General features: G+C 53.4%; 23 protein-coding genes. 19 read left to right on the top strand and 4 right to left on the bottom strand.

All coding sequences use genetic code 11. The features are described 5' to 3' along the window. Nucleotides 1-5 precede the first annotated feature (5 nt). Nucleotides 6-1,247, bottom strand: a complete 1,242-nt coding sequence (locus JD108_RS09220) for a sigma-54 interaction domain-containing protein (protein WP_198829530.1) — start codon at nucleotides 1,245-1,247, stop codon at nucleotides 6-8. A gap of 233 nt (nucleotides 1,248-1,480) precedes the next feature. Here JD108_RS09220 and JD108_RS09225 point away from each other — a divergent pair, with 233 nt between their 5' ends. The 3 genes from JD108_RS09225 to JD108_RS09235 are packed head-to-tail and all read left to right on the top strand — an operon-like array spanning nucleotide 1,481 to nucleotide 3,980. Beyond that, nucleotides 1,481-2,980 carry a sodium:solute symporter family transporter gene (locus JD108_RS09225; RefSeq protein WP_198829531.1) on the top strand — a complete coding sequence of 500 codons (1,500 nt, stop codon included), beginning with the start codon at nucleotides 1,481-1,483 and terminating at the stop codon, nucleotides 2,978-2,980. Between the two features lie 14 nt (nucleotides 2,981-2,994). Then, entirely contained in the window at nucleotides 2,995-3,159 is a 165-nt protein-coding gene (locus tag JD108_RS09230; protein ID WP_198829532.1) for a hypothetical protein, read from the top strand. 23 nt (nucleotides 3,160-3,182) lie between these two features. Further along, a complete protein-coding gene (locus tag JD108_RS09235; RefSeq protein ID WP_198829533.1) occupies nucleotides 3,183-3,980 on the top strand; it encodes a carbon-nitrogen hydrolase family protein in 798 nt (265 codons plus the stop codon). 114 nt (nucleotides 3,981-4,094) lie between these two features. Here the strand turns inward: JD108_RS09235 and JD108_RS09240 are convergent, their stop codons facing one another. Then, nucleotides 4,095-4,235 (bottom strand): hypothetical protein, encoded by a 141-nt coding sequence (locus JD108_RS09240; protein WP_198829534.1) that lies wholly within the window; start codon nucleotides 4,233-4,235, stop codon nucleotides 4,095-4,097. Nucleotides 4,236-4,486: 251 nt separating this feature from the next. On the opposite strand from JD108_RS09240, the gene sdaAB reads away from it, so the two are divergent. The 6 genes from sdaAB to JD108_RS09270 all read left to right on the top strand — a co-directional run bounded on the left by sdaAB (nucleotide 4,487) and on the right by JD108_RS09270 (nucleotide 11,868). Further along, the gene (sdaAB, locus tag JD108_RS09245) at nucleotides 4,487-5,152 is read left to right on the top strand and encodes an L-serine ammonia-lyase, iron-sulfur-dependent subunit beta (protein WP_198829535.1); all 666 of its coding nucleotides are present in this window, start codon (nucleotides 4,487-4,489) and stop codon (nucleotides 5,150-5,152) included. Between the two features lie 28 nt (nucleotides 5,153-5,180). Then, nucleotides 5,181-6,068 (top strand): L-serine ammonia-lyase, iron-sulfur-dependent, subunit alpha, encoded by an 888-nt coding sequence (gene sdaAA, locus JD108_RS09250; protein WP_198829536.1) that lies wholly within the window; start codon nucleotides 5,181-5,183, stop codon nucleotides 6,066-6,068. Continuing rightward, nucleotides 6,065-8,119: an ATP-dependent DNA helicase RecG gene (gene recG / locus JD108_RS09255; protein ID WP_198829537.1), complete on the top strand. Its 2,055-nt coding sequence runs from the start codon at nucleotides 6,065-6,067 to the stop codon at nucleotides 8,117-8,119. The genes sdaAA and recG overlap by 4 nt, the downstream gene beginning before the upstream one ends. 262 nt (nucleotides 8,120-8,381) lie before the next feature. Beyond that, nucleotides 8,382-9,965: a hypothetical protein gene (locus tag JD108_RS09260; protein WP_198829538.1), complete on the top strand. Its 1,584-nt coding sequence runs from the start codon at nucleotides 8,382-8,384 to the stop codon at nucleotides 9,963-9,965. 218 nt (nucleotides 9,966-10,183) lie between these two features. Then, nucleotides 10,184-11,425 carry a DNA polymerase IV gene (locus JD108_RS09265; protein ID WP_198829539.1) on the top strand — a complete coding sequence of 414 codons (1,242 nt, stop codon included), beginning with the start codon at nucleotides 10,184-10,186 and terminating at the stop codon, nucleotides 11,423-11,425. Continuing rightward, nucleotides 11,422-11,868 (top strand): YhjD family protein, encoded by a 447-nt coding sequence (locus JD108_RS09270; protein WP_228728360.1) that lies wholly within the window; start codon nucleotides 11,422-11,424, stop codon nucleotides 11,866-11,868. The genes JD108_RS09265 and JD108_RS09270 overlap by 4 nt, the downstream gene beginning before the upstream one ends. A 65-nt stretch (nucleotides 11,869-11,933) precedes the next feature. Here the strand turns inward: JD108_RS09270 and JD108_RS09275 are convergent, their stop codons facing one another. Both JD108_RS09275 and JD108_RS09280 read right to left on the bottom strand, forming a co-directional pair. Next, a complete protein-coding gene (locus JD108_RS09275) occupies nucleotides 11,934-12,956 on the bottom strand; it encodes an aKG-HExxH-type peptide beta-hydroxylase (RefSeq protein WP_213086153.1) in 1,023 nt (340 codons plus the stop codon). 242 nt (nucleotides 12,957-13,198) lie between these two features. Beyond that, entirely contained in the window at nucleotides 13,199-13,474 is a 276-nt protein-coding gene (locus tag JD108_RS09280) for a hypothetical protein (RefSeq protein WP_198829541.1), read from the bottom strand. Between the two features lie 123 nt (nucleotides 13,475-13,597). On the opposite strand from JD108_RS09280, the gene JD108_RS09285 reads away from it, so the two are divergent. From JD108_RS09285 to JD108_RS09330, 10 genes are all read left to right on the top strand, one after another. Beyond that, on the top strand, nucleotides 13,598-14,833 hold the full coding sequence (locus tag JD108_RS09285) for an MFS transporter (RefSeq protein WP_198829542.1): 1,236 nt from the start codon (nucleotides 13,598-13,600) through the stop codon (nucleotides 14,831-14,833). A gap of 80 nt (nucleotides 14,834-14,913) precedes the next feature. Beyond that, on the top strand, nucleotides 14,914-15,252 hold the full coding sequence (locus JD108_RS09290; protein ID WP_228728361.1) for a YolD-like family protein: 339 nt from the start codon (nucleotides 14,914-14,916) through the stop codon (nucleotides 15,250-15,252). A 76-nt stretch (nucleotides 15,253-15,328) separates the two neighbouring features. Continuing rightward, entirely contained in the window at nucleotides 15,329-15,841 is a 513-nt protein-coding gene (locus tag JD108_RS22675; protein WP_323958414.1) for a C39 family peptidase, read from the top strand. Nucleotides 15,842-15,995: 154 nt separating this feature from the next. After that, on the top strand, nucleotides 15,996-16,277 hold the full coding sequence (locus JD108_RS09300; protein ID WP_198829543.1) for a hypothetical protein: 282 nt from the start codon (nucleotides 15,996-15,998) through the stop codon (nucleotides 16,275-16,277). A gap of 459 nt (nucleotides 16,278-16,736) precedes the next feature. After that, nucleotides 16,737-17,171, top strand: coding sequence for an EAL domain-containing protein (locus tag JD108_RS09305; protein ID WP_228728362.1), 435 nt, complete (start codon nucleotides 16,737-16,739; stop codon nucleotides 17,169-17,171). A 4-nt stretch (nucleotides 17,172-17,175) separates the two neighbouring features. After that, nucleotides 17,176-17,529: a hypothetical protein gene (locus tag JD108_RS09310; RefSeq protein ID WP_198829544.1), complete on the top strand. Its 354-nt coding sequence runs from the start codon at nucleotides 17,176-17,178 to the stop codon at nucleotides 17,527-17,529. Further along, nucleotides 17,526-18,389, top strand: coding sequence for a CBS domain-containing protein (locus JD108_RS09315; protein ID WP_198829545.1), 864 nt, complete (start codon nucleotides 17,526-17,528; stop codon nucleotides 18,387-18,389). The genes JD108_RS09310 and JD108_RS09315 overlap by 4 nt, the downstream gene beginning before the upstream one ends. A gap of 304 nt (nucleotides 18,390-18,693) precedes the next feature. Next, nucleotides 18,694-19,698, top strand: a complete 1,005-nt coding sequence (locus tag JD108_RS09320; RefSeq protein ID WP_198829546.1) for a glycerophosphoryl diester phosphodiesterase membrane domain-containing protein — start codon at nucleotides 18,694-18,696, stop codon at nucleotides 19,696-19,698. After that, nucleotides 19,695-20,330, top strand: coding sequence for a DUF4129 domain-containing protein (locus JD108_RS09325; protein WP_198829547.1), 636 nt, complete (start codon nucleotides 19,695-19,697; stop codon nucleotides 20,328-20,330). The genes JD108_RS09320 and JD108_RS09325 overlap by 4 nt, the downstream gene beginning before the upstream one ends. Continuing rightward, entirely contained in the window at nucleotides 20,314-21,441 is a 1,128-nt protein-coding gene (locus JD108_RS09330; RefSeq protein WP_198829548.1) for a DUF4350 domain-containing protein, read from the top strand. Before JD108_RS09325 ends, JD108_RS09330 begins: the two co-directional genes overlap by 17 nt. The last annotated feature ends 4 nt before the right edge of the window (nucleotides 21,442-21,445 follow it).

Here is a 21,445-nt window from a genome sequence, read left to right on the forward strand (position 1 = left end):
ATGCCTCACCAACCGTTTGCTCGATATTCTTTTAACTTTTTGGCGATCGTCGATTGATCAACGCCGAGGACTTCGGCCGCTTTGTAGGAGCTCTTGTACTGCCTGTAGGCCTCGAGGATCATCTCTTTTTCCAAGCGCTTTTTCGCCTCTTTAAGCGAGAGCTGTTTATGCGCGCTATTCACCGGACGGGCAGGAGCCGTTATCTGGCGGATCGCAGAGGGGAGGTCATCGATCCGTATGTCATGCCCTTCTGTCGTGATAACCAATCTCTCGATCAAATTCTCCAGTTCTCTCACATTGCCGGGCCATTCATATCGGATTAGCAGTTCTGCGGTTTCGGGGAGCAGCCTCTTCTCTTTTTGGTACATCGTCGTGTACTTTTGCAGAAAGAACCGGAGCAAAGGCAAAATATCGTCCCTCCGTTCTCGCAAAGGCGGGATTTCGATGGGAACCACGTGGAGCCGATAATACAGATCTTCGCGAAATTTCTTGTTGGCGACAAGCTGAGCCAAGTCTTGATTGGTGGCAGCGATAATGCGGACATGTACGGGAATGTTTTCCGTACCGCCCACCCGTCTGATCTGTTTTTCTTGAAGGACCTCGAGCAGTTTCACCTGCAGGGCATAGGAGAGCTCCCCAATCTCATCGAGGAAAATGGTCCCGTTGTGGGCGGCCTCGAACAATCCTTTTTTGCCGTTTTTATGTCCCCCGGTAAAACTGCCTGCCTCATAGCCAAACAGTTCGGCTTCCATCAGTGACTCGGGGATGGCGCCGCAGTTGATCGACAAAAAGGTCTCCGATGCCCGCTTGCTGGATTGGTGGATTAATCGGGCAATGGCCCCTTTTCCTACGCCAGAATGACCCAGGAGCAGGACGGTCGAATCCACGTAAGAAACTTTTTGAATAATGCCCATGATCCGCTTCATCGCGTCTGACTCAGCGATAAAAGAAGGGGTGTCGGATGAATGAGCGAGCTGCTCCTCACAGGAATCGTCGAGGATCGGGCGAATCGCGATCAGGAACTGTTCTTGCTCTCTCCAGATGAAAATGCGATGCAGCGAGAATACGAGCTCGCATGCTTGCCCAGGTTCCAAGTCATCCGCATGCTCGGCGATGGATTGCTTCATATGGAGAATCGCCGCTTTGGACAATGAGCGTGACAGATCGTGAAGCTGGGCTTCGCTGAATGGGATGCTCAGCTTGTCTTTGGTGCGGGTGACGATCCAGTTGCGATGAATACGAGGCAAGGGGAAGATAAGGACCACCTCCTTGGAGGATGAAATTTTTCATCATAATGATTTTTTTCATCGCGGATGGGAGCAAACGGGCATTTGGCATGTTAGTATAGATTATAATGAATTTTTTCATTATTACAAATATTAAAAACCAAAATGGCACGCGATTTCATGCAAATGAACCGATTTTCCGCACTGGTACGTTCCTTGCATGAATAAGGGGAAAAGCATCTAGGGGGGATTTGATGTCAAACTTTGCGATGGGGTATGTCATCTTCTTCACGTTTGCCGCTGTTTTAATGATCATTGCCGCATTTATCAACAGAAGGTTTCCGATTGAAAATGTCGATGAGCTGTTGGCTGCCGGGCGGCGAGTCCCTTTTGGAATCATCTCGGCCAGTGTTTTTACTGCCTGGGTGTGGACCGGGACAATCATGGGAGCTTCCGAGGCAGGCGTCTGGTATGGCGTGAGCGGCGGCTTTAACTACGGGTGGGGGGCCATTATCCCGTTTATCATTTTTATCCCGGTTGCGCTGCGCCTGCGCAGGATCATGCCCAATACGACAACCTTCGTCGAGTTTATCCGGGAACGCTTTGGCGACAAGCTGGCGAATCTGTTTTTTGTGTTTGGCGTGGCGCTGGTGCTCTACGTATGCGTCATGCAGTCCGTCGGCATCGCCTATGCCTTTCAGTACGCTTTTGGCATGAGCTACAAGCTGGTCGCGTTTGTTTCTGCGATGTTATTTTCCGGTTATATCGCGGTTGCCGGTTTGCGCGGGTCGATTTACAATTCCGTTTTTCAATTTTTCGTCATCATGATCGTGGTATTTATTACGGTTCCTTTTCTCATCAAGGAAATCGGTTTCGAAAATATGTACAACGGGCTGCTGCAGGCATCCACCGACACCCAACATCCGAACTACAATCCGGAAGCGCTTTCATTTTTCAGCGGGGCTGGACTGAGCTATGGTTTTTCGGCGGTCGTGGTCGCCATGGGACAAGTACTGCTCAGCCAGGGGTATTATTCCACAGCCGCCTCCGCGTCCAGCTCGCGGAGCTTGCTCTGGGCGTATCTGATCGGGACTATCGTGGCCTGGCTGCCGATTCCGATTATCTTTGGAAATGTGGTGGGAGGCGGTGTGTATTCACTGGAGCTGACTGCTGAGCAACTGGCGGTTTCATCGGGGGCGGCTCCTACCATTTTCAGCCACTTTCTGGGGAGCTATGGAGCCATTGCTTTCGTCATCTTGATCTTCATGGCCGGACTCACCACGGGAGGAAACGGCTTGGCCGGGATACAGGCCATGTTTACGATCGATTTTTATAAAAAATACGTAAACCGCAATGCGGTGGAGAAAGAGCAGACATCATTTGGGCGGAAGGTAACGTTTCTGTCGGGCGTCGTGATCGGGTTGGTGGCTTCCCTATTGGAAGGCGTCTCCCTTCTGAAAATCGATATATTTAGCGGCATCTTGTTTGCTGCACCTACGGCTTCTCTGATCATTGGCCTTTGGTCTGACAGGCTGAACACGAAAGTCGCTTTCCTCTCTATTCTGGGAGGATTGCTCTCCGGTTTGACCGCCTATTTCACCATCACGGATCAAGATCTCAATTGGTTTGTCGGAAATATGCTCTCCCTCGGGGTTCCTTTTGTCATCATCTTGCTGTCCTTGCCGTTTAGCAGAGAGAAGTACAATTTCGTAAAGCTGAAGGACTACCAGCCTGAGCATAAAGTCAATTATTAGGGGGGACGTATCCTATGTCATTGTCTGCTTATACCTTCTACAACTGGCTGATCTTCATATGGGGAAGCATTGGGATGCTATTCATCGCGGTTGTCTCGATCCGCGAGGTGGTGGAACAGATCAAAGCGGTGCGGGCAAAGGGAAAGCAGCTTTCCCAAACCGATCAAAACAGCATGTAAACATGTAAAGGAGGAAATTACACGTGGTAAAAGTGTACTTGGCACAAATGCTGCCTGTTTTATTGGATAAGGAGAAAAATTTGCAGACGATGAGACGGTATATGGAGGAAGCGGCGAAACAACAGGCTGATCTCGTCTTATTCCCGGAACTTTCGCTGACGGGCTATTATACCCGTGGGCGCACTGCGGAAATGGCCGAGGATGCGAATGGGCCCAGCATTGTGCAAATGGGCAGATGGGCGCGCGAGTACAAGCTGAAAGTCATTTTTGGATTTGTCGAGAAGGCGAACGGCAAGCCTTATAATTCGGCCTGCTTTCTGAACCATGACGGGACCGTAATCGGAACCTACCAGAAGCATCACCTCTGGGATGAGGAGTACAAATACTTTTCACCGGGGGAAGCATGGCCGGTCTGGGACACGGACCTCGGAAAAATTGGCATCATGATCTGTTACGACACGGAATTTCCGGAATCGGCCAGGCTGCTGGCATTAAACGGGGCAGACATGATTCTCGCTCCTACCGCCAATATGAGTCCGCTGGAACACTCCCAGCGGATATACATCCAGGCGAGAGCGGTGGAAAACCAAATTTTTGTGGCGACGACGAACCGCACGGGCACAGAAGAATCCACCTATTTTTTTGGCGAGAGCGCTGCGGCTGATCCGTACGGCAATCTGCTGGCGTTGGGCGATCAGACGGAATCGGGATATCTGGTGGAGTTCGACCTGGAGAAGATCGGCGCGGCGAGGAATATGCCTCATTACATGCGGGATCGCAGGCCCGCCTCCTATCGAGCGCTCGCGGAGACAAGAGAATAACGCGGGGCAGAGAAGACGAGAGGCAGTTTTGCCCGCGAGCGGATCAGGCATGCTCATGGGCAGAAGTAAGAAGGGGTCATCAGGCGCCCCTTCTTTTTTTGCGGCGTGACGCGATTATTCCCCCGCTCTGCCCGACAGCCGATCAATCACCTTCACTCCCCGGTAATACACCTGCCCAATCTCCTCGACCGACGCGATCTCCAGCCCCGGAACGCCGGTCGCTACCAGAAAATTGGCTTCCCGCCCTTCCCGCAAGCTGCCGTAGCGGGGAGTTCATCCGATTCCCTCCTTTATGAATCAACCATCTCTACCAACTATGTGGTTCTGTATCTTATGAGCGGAAGAGGCAGTGGGTGAAGGCCCGGCTTCCCCGTCAGGAACCTATAGCGCTTTCAGAGGCGGTGAGATACAATGGGAGTGAACCTTTTCGGTAACGTACTCTGTACCAAGACTTCGCCGAAAGCTTGGAGAAGCCAAGTTTTCTAAGAATTCAGGAGGAGAATCGGGTGAAATATAAAAGTGTGTTTGACATCATCGGTCCTGTCATGGTGGGACCGTCAAGCTCGCATACAGCAGGGGCTGCGCGGATCGGGCGAATGGCCCGCAAGCTGCTCGGCAGTCAGCCCGATCGAGCGGATATAACCTTTTACGGCTCGTTCGCCAAGACCTACAAAGGGCACGGCTCTGATGTAGCCACGGTCGCCGGGATTCTCGACTTCGATACGTTTGACCTGAGACTGAAGGACTCGCCGCAAATCGCGCGGGACCTGGGGATCGAGGTGAACATTAGCGTCTCGGATGAATTGACCGGCCATCCCAACACGTCGCGGATCCGCCTTTTCGCCGGCGAGAAGCAGGTGGAAGTGGTGGGCGTCTCGATTGGCGGCGGAAAGATCGAAGTGATCGAGATCAACGGATTTGCCTTCCAGCTCGGTTTCGATACGCCGACGCTGATGGTGCTCCACGAGGACCGGTTCGGTATGATCGCCGGAGTGGCCAAAGTGCTGAAAGAGCATCGCATCAATGTCGGCCTGATGGAGGTATCGCGGCACGAGCGCGGTTCGCGCGCATTGATGGCGATCGAGACGGACTCCGTGGTCTCGCCCGAGGTGCTCGCCGAAATCAGCAGGATACCGCATATTTTTGACGTCTCGCTGCTTTCTTTAACCTAGAGCGGGATCAGAGGAGGGAATTGTCAACATGTTTCGAAACGTAGCGGAACTCGTCGAACTGGCTGAGTCCCAGGGAAAAAAGATCTCGCAGGTGATGATCGAGGCGGAGATGGAGGTTTCCCAGCGGACGCGCGATGCCATTTTAGCGGATATGTACACCAATTTGGATGTGATGGAAAAAGCGGTTCGCCGCGGACTGACGGAAGACATCCGTTCACACAGCGGACTGACGGGCGGCGATGCGAAAAAACTGCAGGAGTACATGCAGAATAAGCCGTTTTTGTCCGGACCGACGCTGCTGAACGCGGTCTCGATGTCCGTCGCGGTCAATGAAGTAAACGCAGCGATGGGGACAATCGTGGCGACGCCGACGGCAGGGGCCTGCGGCATCGTCCCGGGGACGCTTTTCGCCGTATCTGACAAGCTGCAGCCGACGCGCGAAGAGATGGTCAACTACCTCTTCACGGCGGGGGCCATCGGCTATTGCATCGCCAACAACGCCTTTATCTCCGGCGCCGCCGGCGGCTGCCAGGCGGAAGTAGGATCGGCTACGGCGATGGCGGCCGCCGCGATCGTCGAGATGGCGGGAGGCACGCCGGAGCAGTCGGCCCAGGCTGTGGCGATCGCGCTGAAAAACATGCTCGGTCTGGTCTGTGACCCCGTAGCCGGACTGGTCGAAGTGCCTTGCGTGAAGCGCAATGCCATGGGAGCGGCTATTGCAACAGTAGCTGCCGATATGGCGCTCGCGGGCATCAAGAGTGTGGTGCCGACAGACGAAGTGATTGAAGCGATGTACCGGATCGGCTGCGCCATGCCCACGACGCTCAAAGAGACGGCACAGGGAGGTTTGGCTGCGACGCAGACAGGCCGTCAGATCGAAGCCAAAATTTTCGGTGTGCCTCTGGAGAAAAAATGAGCGATTGGTACGACGCGCCCGTCTCGCTTTTGCACGGGGTAGGCGAGGAGCGGGCAAAAGCTTTTGCCGGCATCGGCATCGACAGTGTGGGAAAGCTGCTGGAGTATTTCCCCTCCCGGTACGAGGATTACCGCGTGCGCGACTTGACAGAAGTAAAGGACGGAGAGAGGGTAACGCTGGCAGGCACTGTCTACGGCGAACCCTCTGTTCGTTTTTACGGCAAGCGAAAGTCGCGCCTCTCCGTCAAGCTGGTGATGGACAGAGTGGTGGTCACGGCCGTCTGGTTTAATCAGACCTTTGTGAAAAACAAGCTCACGCCGGGCAAAGAGATTCTCGTCACCGGCAAATGGGACAAGCACAAGCTGCAGATCACGGTCAGCGAGATGACCGAGGTGGACTCGGAGCGGGCACAGAAGCGAGGCGAGCTGGCGCCCATCTACCCCTTGGGCGGCGATATGACGCACGCGCTGCTGCGCAAGGCGATCCAGCAGGGGCTGCGCCAGTACGGCGAGCAGATCCCGGAGATTTTGCCGCCCGAGATCGTCAGCCGCTACCGCTTGATGGACCGGCCGGCGGCGATTCGCGCGATCCATTTCCCGCGCGACGCCGAGGAGGGACGCCAGGCTCGCCGGCGGATCATGTTTGAGGAGTTGTTCTTGTTCCAGCTCAAAATGCAGGCGCTGCGCCGGATTGCCCGGGAACAGACGGAGGGCGTCGCCCTGCCGATCCCGATGGAAGAGGTGCGGACCTTTGTGCGGGGGCTGCCGTTTCCGCTGACAGACGCGCAAAAGCGGGTGATCAAGGAGATTCTCACGGATATGCGCGCGCCGTATGCGATGAACCGGCTGCTGCAAGGGGATGTCGGCTCGGGGAAAACGGTCGTGGCCGCGATCGCGCTGTACGCCGCCGTGAAGGCCGGATACCAGGGGGCCCTGATGGTGCCGACCGAAATTTTGGCCGAGCAGCATGTCCAATCGCTGACGGCATTGCTCGCTCCGCACGGCATCCAGGTGTCGCTCTTGTCCGGCTCGCTGACCGCCAAGCGGCGCCGGGAAGTGATCGGGGAGCTGCAGATGGGGCTCACCGATGTGGTCGTCGGGACGCATGCCCTGATCCAGGAGGATGTGTTTTTCTCCCGGCTGGGTTTGGTCATCACGGACGAGCAGCATCGCTTCGGCGTGGAGCAGCGGCGGATTTTGCGCAGCAAGGGACTCGCTCCCGATGTGCTGTTCATGACCGCTACGCCGATCCCGCGGACGCTGGCGATTACCGCCTTTGGCGACATGGATGTCTCCACGATTGACCAGATGCCGGCGGGACGCAAGCCGATCGAGACGACCTGGAAAAAGCACGAGCAGTTTCATCAGGTGCTGGAGCATATGCGCACCGAGCTGCGAAAGGGCAGGCAAGCGTACGTGATCTGCCCCCTGATCGAAGAATCGGAAAAGCTCGATGTGCAAAACGCGATCGACGTCCACGCCCAGCTCATGCAGGTCTTTCCGGAATACGGGGTGGGCCTCATGCACGGACGGCTGCCGGCCAAGGAAAAGGATGCGGTGATGCAGGCCTTTCTCTCCGGCGAATACGCCGTGCTGGTTTCGACCACCGTGGTCGAGGTCGGGGTAAACGTCCCCAATGCCACTTTCATGGTCGTCTACGATGCGGAGCGGTTCGGGCTGGCCCAGCTGCACCAGCTGCGGGGACGGGTGGGCCGCGGCTCCGAGCAGTCGTACTGCGTGCTGATCGCCGATCCCAAGACGGAGATCGGCAAAGAGCGGATGCGCGTCATGTGCGAGACGACGGACGGTTTTGAATTGTCCCGCCGCGATTTGGAGCTGCGCGGCCCCGGCGACTTTTTCGGAACCAAGCAGAGCGGACTTCCAGAATTTAAGGTGGCGGACTTGATGAGCGATTTCAAGGCATTGGAGGTAGCCCGCCAAGAGACAGCCGAACTGGTGGAAAAGGATGAATTTTGGACGGACGCAGCTTATCTCCGGCTGAGGCAGTACCTGAAGCGGGAGGGCATTTTGGACGGTCTCGTATTTGACTGAGCCGTATTCGACTGTCAGCCTGCTGTTGCCGAACCGGCCCGGGAGCGGCGCTTTGTCCCGCGGTGCCGGGCCGATCGCGAGGAGAGCCCTTTTCGAGTGATTGCACTCGAAAAGGGCTTTTTTTGTTGGATCCATGGAGCATGGGGCTTCGCAAACGCTTGGCAAGGCCAGGTTCTTCCCCCGGCAAAGGAAGCTGTAACGAATAGCAAGTCCCCGCCGTCTTACAGGAAAATACAGTGCTTTGAAAAAAGGAGCGTCAGCGATGATACGATTGATGCGTTCACAGGCCGCCGTGTGTGTTCTCCTGGGGGCGCTGCTTGTGACAGGATGCAATACCTCTATCGGCATGCAGCCTCCCGCTGGGGATGGCGGTCAAGAGGCCGAGCCGGGACAGGGCGGCAAAGCGACTGCCGGAGAAACGGCCGCCGGCGAATCCCCTGCGCACTCCCCTGGCGAGAGCGCTGTCGGAGAGTGGCGGACGCAGGAGGTTCCCTATGATTACGGGGCGATGAAAGACGATGTGGTCATCCGGCTGGATGAGGAGCCGCGGCTGGAATCGCCGATCCGGACAGCAGTGGGAGTCGGAGCGCAGACCTATACGCTGTTTTTCCGGGAGGCGATGGATCGCAGCAGCGTAGAGAAAGCCCTCAAGGAGCAGGCGGACGATGAAACTTCCCTCTACTGGTATGTCGAACCGCAGCTGGATTTCCGCTGGTTCCACGACAGGCAGCTGCAGGTGCGGGCGACGCCGCCGGGGAAGGCGAAGTCAGAAGAAGGCGTCATGGAGTATCGGCTGAACGTAAAAGGTGCCCGCACGCTTTCGGGAAAGGTGCTCGCGGAGCCGCCGGAGTTTTTGGCTGTGGTCTTGCCGCCCAGCCAAATCTGGCGGGTCTCCCTCGACGGCAAGCAGCGGGAGCAATTGACGAGGTTTTCCGTCGAGAATTGGGGAGACATTTTCCTGGATCCCGACCAGCGCTATGTACTGCTGAAGCGTTTTACCGAGTACTGTGAATGCGACGCTCGTCATCCGCGCTTGTACGCCATCTACGACACGGAGCAGGAGAGCATCACGCACTACCCGGTGGAGCTGATGACCACCTACAGGGGAGAAGGCCGTTTTTATGCGGATCGGCGCGGCTTCTTTTTCTCTGAACCGGAGGAAGGCGTCACCGTACCGGACCGGGAAAAAGCCGTCCGGGTAGAGGTGAATGGCTTCGTCCACGGCGCCGACTTCAGCCGCGACCGGAGCAAGCTGATCATGGCGGTGGGAGCCGAGGAGCAAAAGGAGAATTACGATCTCGTGATCCACGACCTGGAGAGCGGCGAACAGAAGCGCATCGCCGGCGGAGTGAAAGGCTATGTCATCACGAGTGATCTGGACAATGTAGTCCTGCCCGTATCCTTTCAGGACAACGGCCAGCAGGTGACGATCCGGATGAGAAAAGGCGCAGACAGCATGGAAGAGCTGAATCATCGCTATGACTGGAAGACAGGGGCGCTCACCCCGTGGACAGCGCCAGTCCCGAGCGACGCCTGGTCCGGCTACATCGAATCGGATGACGGCCTTTATCAGATGTATTGGAATGGCGGCATTTACAAGGGATCGACGCGAGTGACGGATCTTTCCGGCCATGGGGTATGGCTCCCAGGCAGCCATACGTATGTGTATCCCGAATACAGGGGCAACGGCCAGGGGGGGTCCGTCATCGATATCGTCGCTTTTGACGCGGATCAGAACAAGTCCGAGATCCTGATCACCGATCTGCCCGTGGGGCTAAGCTTGATGGGTGGGAGCAAGGACGGCAAATGGCTCTATCTGCGGAGTCACAATCTTAAACAACAGTGATGAAGAAGCCACTTCTCCGATTCGGAGAGTGGCTTCGTTTGTGTCTGTCTTCTGGTTGTGGCCGTACCGTTGCTGCTCTTGCCTTTTTAAATAGGGCCAAGTCCCTACAATTTCCAGCCCAATTTTTCATCTCCTGGGTATAAAAGCGAACATCTGTTTGCTATAATAAAAACAGAATATAAAAACGAACATTTGTTCCTACTCAGGAGATGGTTCTGATGTCCCATGAAAACGGACGGATTATTTTTCTTGCTGACATGCAGAGCTTTTACGCCAGTATCGAAAAAGCGGCTCATCCGGAGCTCGAGGGCAAGCCGGTCGTGGTGGCGGGCGACCCGGAGCGGAGAAGCGGGGTGGTACTGGCTGCCTGTCCGATCGCCAAGTCCTACGGCGTGACCACCGCCGAAGCGCTGTGGCAGGCGGAGCAAAAATGCCGCCATCTGGTGGTGGTTCGTCCCCGGATGGAGACCTACATGCGGATTGCGGTGCAAATCACGCGGATTCTCGAGTCGTTTACCGATCTGGTGGAGCCGTATTCGATTGACGAACAGTTTCTCGACGTGACGGGAAGTGTCCGGCTGTTTGGAGATCCGTGGAAGATCGCGGAGGAAATCCGCCGGCGCATTCGGCTGGAGACGGGCATCACCTCCCGGATCGGGATTGGCGAAAACAAGGTGCTGGCCAAAATGGCCTGCGACAATTTCGCCAAGAAGCAGGAGCCGGGCATCTTCTGGCTGAAGCGGGAGGAGCTGGCGGATACGCTGTGGAAGCTGCCGATCGAGAAGCTGTTTGGCGTGGGCTCGCGGATGAAGCGTCATTTTCACCGCATGGGCGTCTACCAGATCGGGCAGCTCGCCCAGCTCTCCCCCGCGGTGCTGACCAAGCGCTGGGGGGTAAACGGCGAGGTGCTGTGGCGGACGGCCCACGGTCTGGACGATTCCCCCGTGTCGCTGCGCACCCATGAGACCCAAAAAGGAATTGGCCATCACATGACGCTGCCGCGCGACTACCATACGGAGGCGGATATCAAGGTGGTGCTGCTGGAGCTGTGCGAGGAGGTATGCCGCCGGGCACGGAGCAAGGAGATGATGGGGCATGTGGTCTCCGTCGGCTGCCGGGGCGCTGATTTTGACATCCCGACGGGCTTTGGCCGCCAGCTGAAGCTGCCGGAGCCGACCCATGACGCCATGACCCTGTACGAAGCGGTCTGCCGCCTGTTCGACCGGCATTGGGAGGGTACTCCGGTGCGCAGCGTCGGGGTCAATCTGGAGCAGCTGGTTCCCGACAACATGGTGCAGCTCAATCTCTTTACCGATACCCACAAACAGCGCTCGCTCGCCCGCGCGGTAGATGATATTCGCAGCCGCTATGGCCCGGATGCCATTCTGCGGGCGGTGTCCACCCTGAGAGCAGGGCAGGCGCGGGAGCGGGCGAGAAAGATCGGAGGGCACTATAAATGACGGCTGGCCACCCGCACGATTGCGAAGGCGAACAAGAGCTGCTCCGGCTGTACGTGCTCTTCGGCCTGTTGTTCCGGGTGGCGATGGTGGATGGCGGCCGGGTGCAGACCGTTCCGCTGAAACTCTCCTACCAGTGGTTTTTTGAAGAGATTTCCTGCTGGGCCGAGAGGGAGCATCATCGGCTGCGCCGCAAGCTGCAGGAGCAGGGATGCCGCTGTCTGACCGCCACCCGTCAGGATGGCTTTTATGTGGTCCAGTACCGGCATCGCGGGTATGTAAAGGAAGCCGTCTATTCCATCGAAGTCCTCCGGGCCCAGTGTCAGGAGCTGGCCCGCTCGTGGATGGCGATGCAGGATGCGGCGCCCCAGAGAGGAGCCCAGAAGACAGGTGACAAGGTGTTACCGGAAGATACATCATCTTGCTTACTGCAAACCCATCAATGAATAGCATTGGCATAACAAGAAAGGGAGCAAATCTAAGTGGAATTTGCCCCCTTTAAAGTGGTTTGTCAGAATATGGGTTCTGGACATGACAAGGATTTAGAGATACTCTCGAAGTTTAAAGTATTAGAAAAATTTATCATGCCTTGAACTGTTAGATTACCCCTTGAAGCAATATATTTTGGATTTTTAGTAACAATTTCAGCTAAAGTGTTACGAAGTGGTTGAAAATGAGCGTTGACTCTTTTCTGGTCATTTAGAAGGTAATAGTAATACATTAAAGCAGTTGACACGCAAGCAGAGTGGTATGCTTTATCAATTGGTCTTTTAATTTTTAAAATGGTAGAGGTGGTTAAAGCTTCTTTCTCGGTCAGATTGGATGTGTCTGGGAAGATAACATGTATCATATCATCAATGAATACGCTATTATGAACAAATTCATGAATGAGATTCTCAGCATAATCAATAACAGTCCAATTAGGTTGTGGATTAAACCAAATTAATCCTATTAAACTTGAAACAGTGCCTCCGCCATAACCTTTTTTGCGACAGAAGCAAATCGTTCCAATTACCTGATTTATTAAGCTGTGGAGGTCAGGATTTAGCATATGGATTAGCTTAAGCGCCTTTTGCATGTTTGATTTAATGACCTCTTGGTCATCTTGATTAAATAGATGTTGATCACCTAATGTATCCTCTTCATCAATCATTCTCTCTGAAATAAGATGTGAAACAAGTGCTTTGCTACCAAAGTCAAGAAGAATACCGTTATTTATATGTGGAATATTGGAACTCTGAAGCCAGTTTACGACGTGAAAAAAGTTATCTTTTACGGTGCTTAGTGGATCACCATAAACATCTGCAATAAGTTTAATGTTACACGAAATCTCTTTACTATTGAGAAAATAAAGTTGGTTGTCAACTTCAAAGTTTTGCTGAGGTAAAATAAGCTCGTCTAGCGGTATAGATAGATATGATTCGTTAGTTGCAAGAAGTTTTCTGGCGTTAAAATTGTGGTTCAAATGGTTCTTCATAAATCTAAGCATGTTCAGTTCAACTCTGTCTATTTTGGTGAAAACTCCCATCATCATTCCCCCAAAAGTATTTTTACAGTCTGATCTTATGTTAAAATTTGGGTAAATATGCATTTTGTTGATTCGGAGTAATATTAATAATACTGCGCTACACAAATAAATTTAGTGAATGGAGGTTTATGTATATGGAAAACGTAAAGGGAGACTCATTGCGTATGGCGATTCACGATCAGTCGGAACCAGTAACGGGCCCACTGCGTATGGCGATTCATGATCAGTCGGAACTAGCAACGGGCCCACTACGTATGGCGATTCACGATCAGTCGGAACCAGTAACGGGTCCACTGCGCATGGCGATTCATGATCAGTCGGAACCAGTAACGGGTCCATTGCGCATGGCGATTCATGATAAGTCGGAACCAGCAATGGGCCCACTGCGCATGGCGATTCATGATCAGTCGGAACCAGTAACGGGTCCACTGCGCATGGCGATTCATGATCAGTCGGAACCAGTAACGGGTCCATTGCGCATGGCGATCCGTAGTAAAAAGAAGTGAGATAATAAATATTCCCAATTGATGATATAACTCCCATAATATAGTATGGGGGTTATTCTTATTTTATAATCCGACATAAAGTGAGGGATTGCTGGTGTGATACATACCAATTCCACTTTACAAAGAAAGGAAGATACGTGTATGAAAAATAAATTCTTTTATTTTTTGTTAATCGGACAATTCTTCTCTTATTTGGCTGATGTTTTTTTTATTGTTGCTTTAATTTCGATTGTGTTTCATTTGACGCATTCAACAGTAGTAGCCGGTTTAGTTCCAATTTTTCGTGTAAGTGCAGGCTTGCTAAGTGGAATGGTGGCACCGCTTATAATTGACCGTTATAATCCATTAGCCGTGCTAAAGTTTTCAAATTTGCTACAGTCAATATTGTTTTTGGTTCTTGCAATTTGTAGTCTCTATCCAATTAAACAAATTGTTGTTATTCCGTTTTTTCTTATACTGACCTTCCTGCTCTCATTTTTTGAAGGGTGGGCGGCTCCAATCAGGAATTCACTTGTTCCTAACTTGGTGGACAAAAATGAGTTACTTAAAGCAAATAGCCTTTTGTCTACCTTAGATCAGAGTGTTCAATTGATGGGGTGGTTTCTTGGAGGTTATCTAGTTGTTTTTGTAGGTGATACAAAACTACTTTGGGTTACATTCATATTTTCTATATTATCCTCAATGCTATTTTTTTCGTTAAAGAATCAAGTAGTGTTTGGCTCTGTAAAACAGAAAGCTGAATTGGAAGCACAGGAAAAACGTCCATGGAATTCGCTAAAAGAGGGATGGGAAACAATTTGGAGACTCCCAACTATTCGCGCCATTTTCCTAATGGATTTTCTTGAAGGTTTGGTTAATGCTGTTTGGATTGCGGCAATATTGTTTGTTTATGTTCGTGACGTCCTTCATAAAGGTGAAGAGTGGTGGGGGTTTATAAACGCAAGTTTTTTCTTGGGGGGAATCGTAGGAGGAACCGCCATTGTTGCCTTGGGAAGGTACACTAATTCTTATTTACGTTTTTTCATAATTTTCGGAGCTTTTACCATCAGTATTATGACTTTCGTTTTTGGAATTGTATCAAATCCAATCTTTGCACTCGTGCTGTCGTTTATTTTAGGAGCCGTTACCCAATTACGGGATACCGCCCAACAAACCATACTTCAAGAGAGTACACCAGAAGGGATACTACCGAAAGTGTTTGCAGCAAAAGCAACCATGATGTATGCAACATTTGGAATTTCTGTTCTATTTATGGGGATTATAACCGATGTTTTCGGGGTGAAAAGCACATATGTAGTAGCAGCCACATTTATAGGGATTGCGGGGTTATCTGCAATTTTTCAAATGAAACCTGTCTTCGATAGAAGTGCCGGGTAAAGGTCTGGTTTACAAAGTTGTTATAACAATAAGAAAAGGGTATAATGGGAACGAACGTTCTTAAATGGGTGATGAATTGCATGGGGCGAAAAAAGGACAACATCATGGGTGCGATGAGATTTGTGCTGCCCGAACACCGGGAGCTGTACAACCGAATCAAGGCGGAGGAGCGGCGCTACGTTCCCCCTGAACGAGACGAGGAGCAGCTGGCGGCGCTCAGCGGACGCATCTGGGAGGCCCGGCAGACGGGCAGCCCTGTCACGCTCGTCTACTACGACGGGACGCAGGCGAGCCGCCTGACCGGAACGGTTGCGCATATCGATCAGGCGCTGGGGAAAATGAAGCTGCAAACAGAAGGCCAGACCGTCTGGATTCCCTTTTCCCGTCTGCTGGAGGTGGAGCTGGCAACCAACTCCTAGGATGTGCGTCCCAAAGCAGGCATGGAAGATCGGGCGGCCGGGAACCCTCTAGGTAAAACAAAAGGAGATTGTTCTTGTGAATGCCACGATTGTCCATAAGCTGGTCGGCGCGGTGATTTTGCTCACAGCCTGCGGCACGGCAGCGCCGATGAAAGAACCGTCGCAGGTCGCGCCTCCGGACGGCCAGGCGAGTATCCGCCAATCCCAGCAGAGCACCCAACACCGCCAGCTACAGGAGTCAGCGCCCCGGGCTGCAACCGGGCAAGCAAAAGCAAGACCCGCGCACATGATGCTGGATGTGCCGATCATCGCGCAAAAACCGGAATTGAAAAACGGCTGCGAGGTGACCAGCCTGGCGATGCTGCTGCAGTTCGCCGGCCATCCCGTGGATAAAATGACCCTCGCCCGGCAGGTCAAAAAAGACCTGGAGCCGCTCCGCTCACGGCAAAAAAACAGCGGCGGGTGCCTCATTCGGCTTTGCAAAAAAGCTGGGAAGCCTTGGGAAAACAGGCGATCAGCTACCGCTGAAGCGGCGAGACGGAAGGCAAGCGGAGCAAAGCTGCGGCGGAAGGTGAAAAGCGGTGTGTAGTGACGTGGTGAGACTCTCAGATCAATAAGCGAGGAAAAACAAGATTTTTTCGCAGATTTCTGCGGAAAACGCATTTTGCCAAACGGTTGCGTTCCTTGTATCGTTAGGATGTCTCAACTATCACTACTCGGATGGGAACCAAAGGAGATCGTACATGTTAGCACAGGAAATGGGTGTCATTTTCACGAAGCACGTCGGGCACATGAGCGCCAAAAGCTGGACGGACTTTATCCGTCAGCTGGAGAGCAAGGGATTGTATGTCGTGATTGAGACAGATACAAATGGACGGGTGATGAGTCCCCTTGGCGGTCTGATGCCAATGCCATGCAAAAGTGAGACGCTCCAAATTTTGACCTCCGAAGAGCTGCAAGAGCGAGGCCTTCCGGTTGGGCATCACATCGTGACGACGCGCAAAAGCAATGTGATCCCGACGTAAATCCAGCAGCCATACAGCCAAGCAAACCTTTCTTCACCGCAGAGCGGTTGAGAAAGGTTTTTTATGTGTGTGAAAGGAGAAGCGAAAGTTTTCGAATCGGGAAAAATTCGAAAAGGGATTAGGCAACAGCTATCGAATAAATAGGGATATTGGTTTATTTTGTCATATAAAATCGAAAGGGAAATGAGACGAAATACCCAAATTGTCAGTTCCGAGGAGACCAACAACACAGACGAAACGACTGGATTGGCATAAAAAGGTGAGGTCCTACTCATTATCAAACGATGTAAGGAAGGTTAGGACGATGGATAGCATTGCAGAGCTTATCGAGAATCAACGATTCTACCACGTATTCCAGCCGATTTGTCACCTTCCCCAGAAACGGACAATTGGCTATGAAGCACTGATTCGCAGTACATCCCCAGCCAGAAAGCGATGGAACAACAGAAGCTTTTTCACTTGGACACCTTGTCGATCTTGCGAGCAATCCAGGCTTTTTTCGCGGAGCGGCTGCAGGAAAAAAAGGAACTGCTTTTTGTCAATATTTATCCATCCACCATTATTGACGAACATTTCCCTGGTTTTATCGACGGGCTCGTGAGTCGGTACCGACCCTATGTAAAAAGAATCGTATTGGAAATCAATGAATCGATCCTCGAACAAAAAATCTGGATGAATCCGCTGTTTATCCGCAGGATCGCGTTGCTCAGAAAACGCGGTTTTATGATCGCGCTCGATAAAGGCGAAGCCCACCTGATTCTGGAGGGAATCGAGCAGGAAGAAGACTACAGTCGTGCTGCGGCCCTCGGCGTCTCCATCGCGCAGGGATACTACCTGGGGAGGCCGGGACGGCTCAAAAGTGATACATGTAACAGACAAATATTGGAGGAGTAAAAGTATGTTTGATCGCAACAGATATTCACGGAAAGCTGCGCTCTCCATCCGCATATCCGAATTTGAGGTGCCGCCGATGCAGGATATCCTGATTGTGGGCAGAAAAGCGCCAATCGGTCCGGAGGCGGTAAGAAGAATGGCAGAAGCGCTGTCGCCGGATCAATTTACTCTGTTGAAAATTGATCATCCCCGGATCGAGGCCGTACTCATTCGCAATACCCTGATGCAGATGCTGGACAAGGATAAGCTGATCAACATCATTCTCGAAGAAGCGGAAAACATGATCAGCGACACCATGGTGCTTCGCTCCGAGTTGAAAGTAGCCATATCGGTTGAACGGGAGGTGGACTTGTTATGAAGGTTGCCGACATCATGACGGCTTCCGTTCACACGATCTCGTCGGAGAGAAGCGTTGCCTTCGCCTCGGAGAAGATGAATGAATGGAAAATCGGGTCTCTGATCGTCGTCGATCACGGCGAGGTTCAAGGCATCCTGACCTCGCGGGATATTCGGTCATCCCACCCCAACCGAATTGTGGCCGATGCAATGACACCGGCACCGGTCTCCGTCAAACCGGATGACGACATCTGGCATGTCCATTCCTTGCTGCAGACACATGAAATCGAGCGGATTCTCGTCATGGAGGATGGCGAGATGAAGGGCCTCGTCACGCGCGAAGAAATCATGAGAAAGCTGTCCGAGTCGATGGATGCGCACACGGGCTTGTACCGGGCTCCGTATATCCGCTATGTCGGAGAAGAGCTGCTGAGGCAAGAACGCCCATTTCACCTGATCTTCGTCGATATTAACGACTTTGGACAGATCAACAAGAAGTACGGCCACCCCTTTGGGGATGATGTGATCCGCTTGCTGTCGCAGAAGCTGGCTTCCCTGGTGGATGAAAAAAGCGATTATCTCTGCCGGTACGCGGGAGATGAATTTATCATGATCTCGTTGGCCGGTGAAGAGCGGGTCAACCATTGCCTGCAAGCAATGACGAAGCCTCTGGTAGTGGACCAGGTGGAGGTGTCAGTGGCGGTCGGGTATGTGAACGGATGGGAAGAGCCGCATTTTTTTGCCTGCTCGCTGCGGGATCTGATCCGCAAGGCCAGTCTGCTGTCATCGCTGCACAAACGGTGCAAGGAGGAGGGATCGGCCAACCCGCAGGAGAATCAGCCGGTGCAGGAAGGGATGTCGCTCATCACCGAGTGGACATGACCCGGCCTATCAGGGAGGGAATATCATTCCTCTGCCGTTTGCCTCTTCCGCTTTTTCATAGAATCGCCAATCGAGAGCAAACTTACCTGCATTGCCAACAACCTACGAAGGAAATCAATCTGCGTTTTTCCTATAATAAAAGCATTCACGTATTACATCTCCGGCTATTGATTCAATAGCCGGCTTTTTTTTTGTCCTGCCGCCGACAAATTTTGTCAGAATCAGCGGTTTTTTTCAAAAAAGAGGAAAATCGTGTATAATAATCGGGTAATCCAAAAATACAGAATTGCTGGAGGTTTCAAGAATGGAGTGGAAGCGGCTTGAACCCATGGGAGTGGGGAGCCTGTTGGACCGGAGCTTTTCGGTCTATCGCCAACATTTCAAAGTTTTTTTTCTGTTGGTGCTGATCCTGTTTGCTCCCCTTTTATTGCTGCAGGAAGTGCTGCTGAGCGATGTGAGCAACATGCCGCTGTTTGTACCGGAAAATGAGTCGAACAGTCTGGAGGAATTTTTTCAAAATCGATTTTTAGGAGAAGAAGCTGCCCTCACGGATAGCACCGGGAAAATATTGATTTACCTCCTGCTGTTTACACCCATCAGTCTGCTGATGGTCTACCCGCAGATGCAGGGAGCCGCCGTCCTGATTACCCAAGGGGCTGTCTACGGCGAGCCGGTCACGTTGAAAGGAGCGATCAAGCAATCCTATTCCCGCTTTTGGCCGATCGTGGGCAGCACGGCGGTCTATGGGCTTATCGCAATCGGCGTCGTGCTGCTGATCGGTCTGGTCGTTTTTCTCCTGGCCATGCTTGGCGTAGGCGTAGGGAGCGTTTTCCTGGAGGATCTGGATACCGTCAATCCGATCTTGGCGATTGTCCTGTTTATACTGGCGGGCATCCTGTTTATCGCCCTGTTTTTTCTCGTGCCGGGTTTTTTCCTGCTGCGCTGGGCGTTTTACCTCCCCGTGGTCCTCATCGAGCGGGACGGAATCGGGATCGGCCGCAGCTGGCGTCTGACCAAGGGGAATTTTTGGCGGCTGCTTGCCTTGTACTTTGTGCTGACGGTTATCTACACCATGTTATCCGCAGGCATCCAGGCTCTGCTGGTAGCCGTATTTGGCTTTTCCATTTTCGGACAGCTGCTGCTCATTCTGTTCACATGCCTCTTGACCCCGTGGATGATGATCGTCTACGCGCTGGCCTACCTCGACCTGAAAGTGCGTCATGATGGCACGGACGTGGAAGCCTTGCTGCAAGAGCAGGGAGCATCAGAGCCGGTACCGGTCGGCGGCGAAGCGGATGAGAGGCCATGATCGATCCGGGACAGCTTGCAGATGACAGGGAAAAGCTTCGGGAGATCCTGGCCCGGGAAGAGTTTCGGGAAATTGAGGAACCTGGGGAGAGCTGGCTCGACATCGCATGGGAAAAAATCCTCGATGCGCTTGGCGACTTGCTGCAAAAAGCCGAAGTGAGCCCGGGGACGGCAAGCGTGCTGTCCTGGGTGATTGTTTTGGCGGCGGCGGCTGGAGCTGCCGCCCTCTTGTACATAGGCGTGCGGCGGATGGTGCGGACCAGCCGAAGCGACGAACAGCTGTTGACCTATGAAGAAGTTACCCGGACCCACGCAGACTATCTCCGGCTGGCGAGGGAAAAAGGGAATCAGGGGGAATGGCGCGAGGGCTTGCGCTGCTCCTTCCTCGCCCTGCTCAGCTACATGCAGGAGCGCTCGTGGATCCGCATCGAAACATGGAAGACGAATTGGGAATACGCCGAGGAAATATACGACCGCCAGCCAGAGTGGGAACCGTTTTTCCGCAAACATGCGCGGCTCTACGAACAGGCATGGTACGGACGAGCAGAGCTGGAGCCCGCTGTGTTCTGGGAAGCCGTCACGGAGATGGAGAGGAGATTGGACGGGGAGGGATTGCATGAACAGCGCCATTAGATTCCGGCTTGTGGCAGGAGGGACAGTCCTGCTGTTTCTGGCAGTGGGCTTGCTGCTGCTCCGGCCCGCACATCCCGCCTATCCGGCGTATGTCTCCTTCTCCCCCAATCCGAACGGCACCAAGGCGTTTGCGGAATTGCTCGGCCACGAGCAGGCGGCTCTGAGAGAGTGGAGAAAGCCGACGGGTTATCTACCGGAGGGGACGAACCAGGCCCTGATTCTGATCGAGCCTTACCGCTTGCAGGAAACAGAGCAGGAAGAGCTGTTGGCATGGGTGGAAAAAGGGAATGACCTGCTCGTCTTTCAGACCGAGCCCGATGACTGGAGCGACATTCATCTGGAGGCGGATTATCTCCCGGAGTACCAAGCACAGCCCCGCCATGTGGACAGCGCGCTGTTGGAGAGCGGCGGCACGGGTGAGGCCGATGCGAGCTGGCGGCTGGCGGCTTCTGAGGAGATCGAGCCGTTGCTGTCCGATCAGGTAGGGATACTCGCGGGGCGCGCCCAAGTGGGAACGGGGAGTGTCAGCCTGTTTTTGGTGCCCGACTGGCTGACGAACAGCCGGATACAGCAGCACCAGCACTTTGAATTGATCTGGCCGTACCTCGTGCAGGACTGGAGCGTCGTCTGGATAGACGAGTACCACCACGGTTATCAGGAGCGGCCCGGAATCCTGGCGATCTATCCGGATTGGCTGGTGGTCACCCTGACCCAGCTCGCTTTGGCGCTGCTCTTCTGGATCTGGTGGCAGGGCAAGCGGTTCGGTCCGGTCTATACCCGCCGGGAGTGGATCGTCCGTCGCGGAGACGAGACGCTGCTGGCGATTGCCAGCTGGTACGAAAAACGGCGGCTGGCCAAGGAGGCGCTGCACATCCGCGAGGCGCATCTGCGGCAGCTCCTCTTCGAACGCTGGGGGCTGCATCTGGGAACGACGGATTACGAGATCGTCCGCACCGCACGGAATCACTGGACGGAGCAGGAGGCCGTGATGCTGAGCACAGCGCTCGGCAGACTGGAGGCGGCGAAAAAGGATCGCGATTACACGCCCAAACGGCTAGTGCAGGACAGCAGGCTGTTGGACGAAGTGACCAAGCGTTTGGAAAAGGAGTGAAGCG

The sequence above is a fragment of the Brevibacillus composti genome, assembly GCF_016406105.1.
In the GTDB taxonomy this organism is placed as follows: domain Bacteria; phylum Bacillota; class Bacilli; order Brevibacillales; family Brevibacillaceae; genus Brevibacillus; species Brevibacillus composti.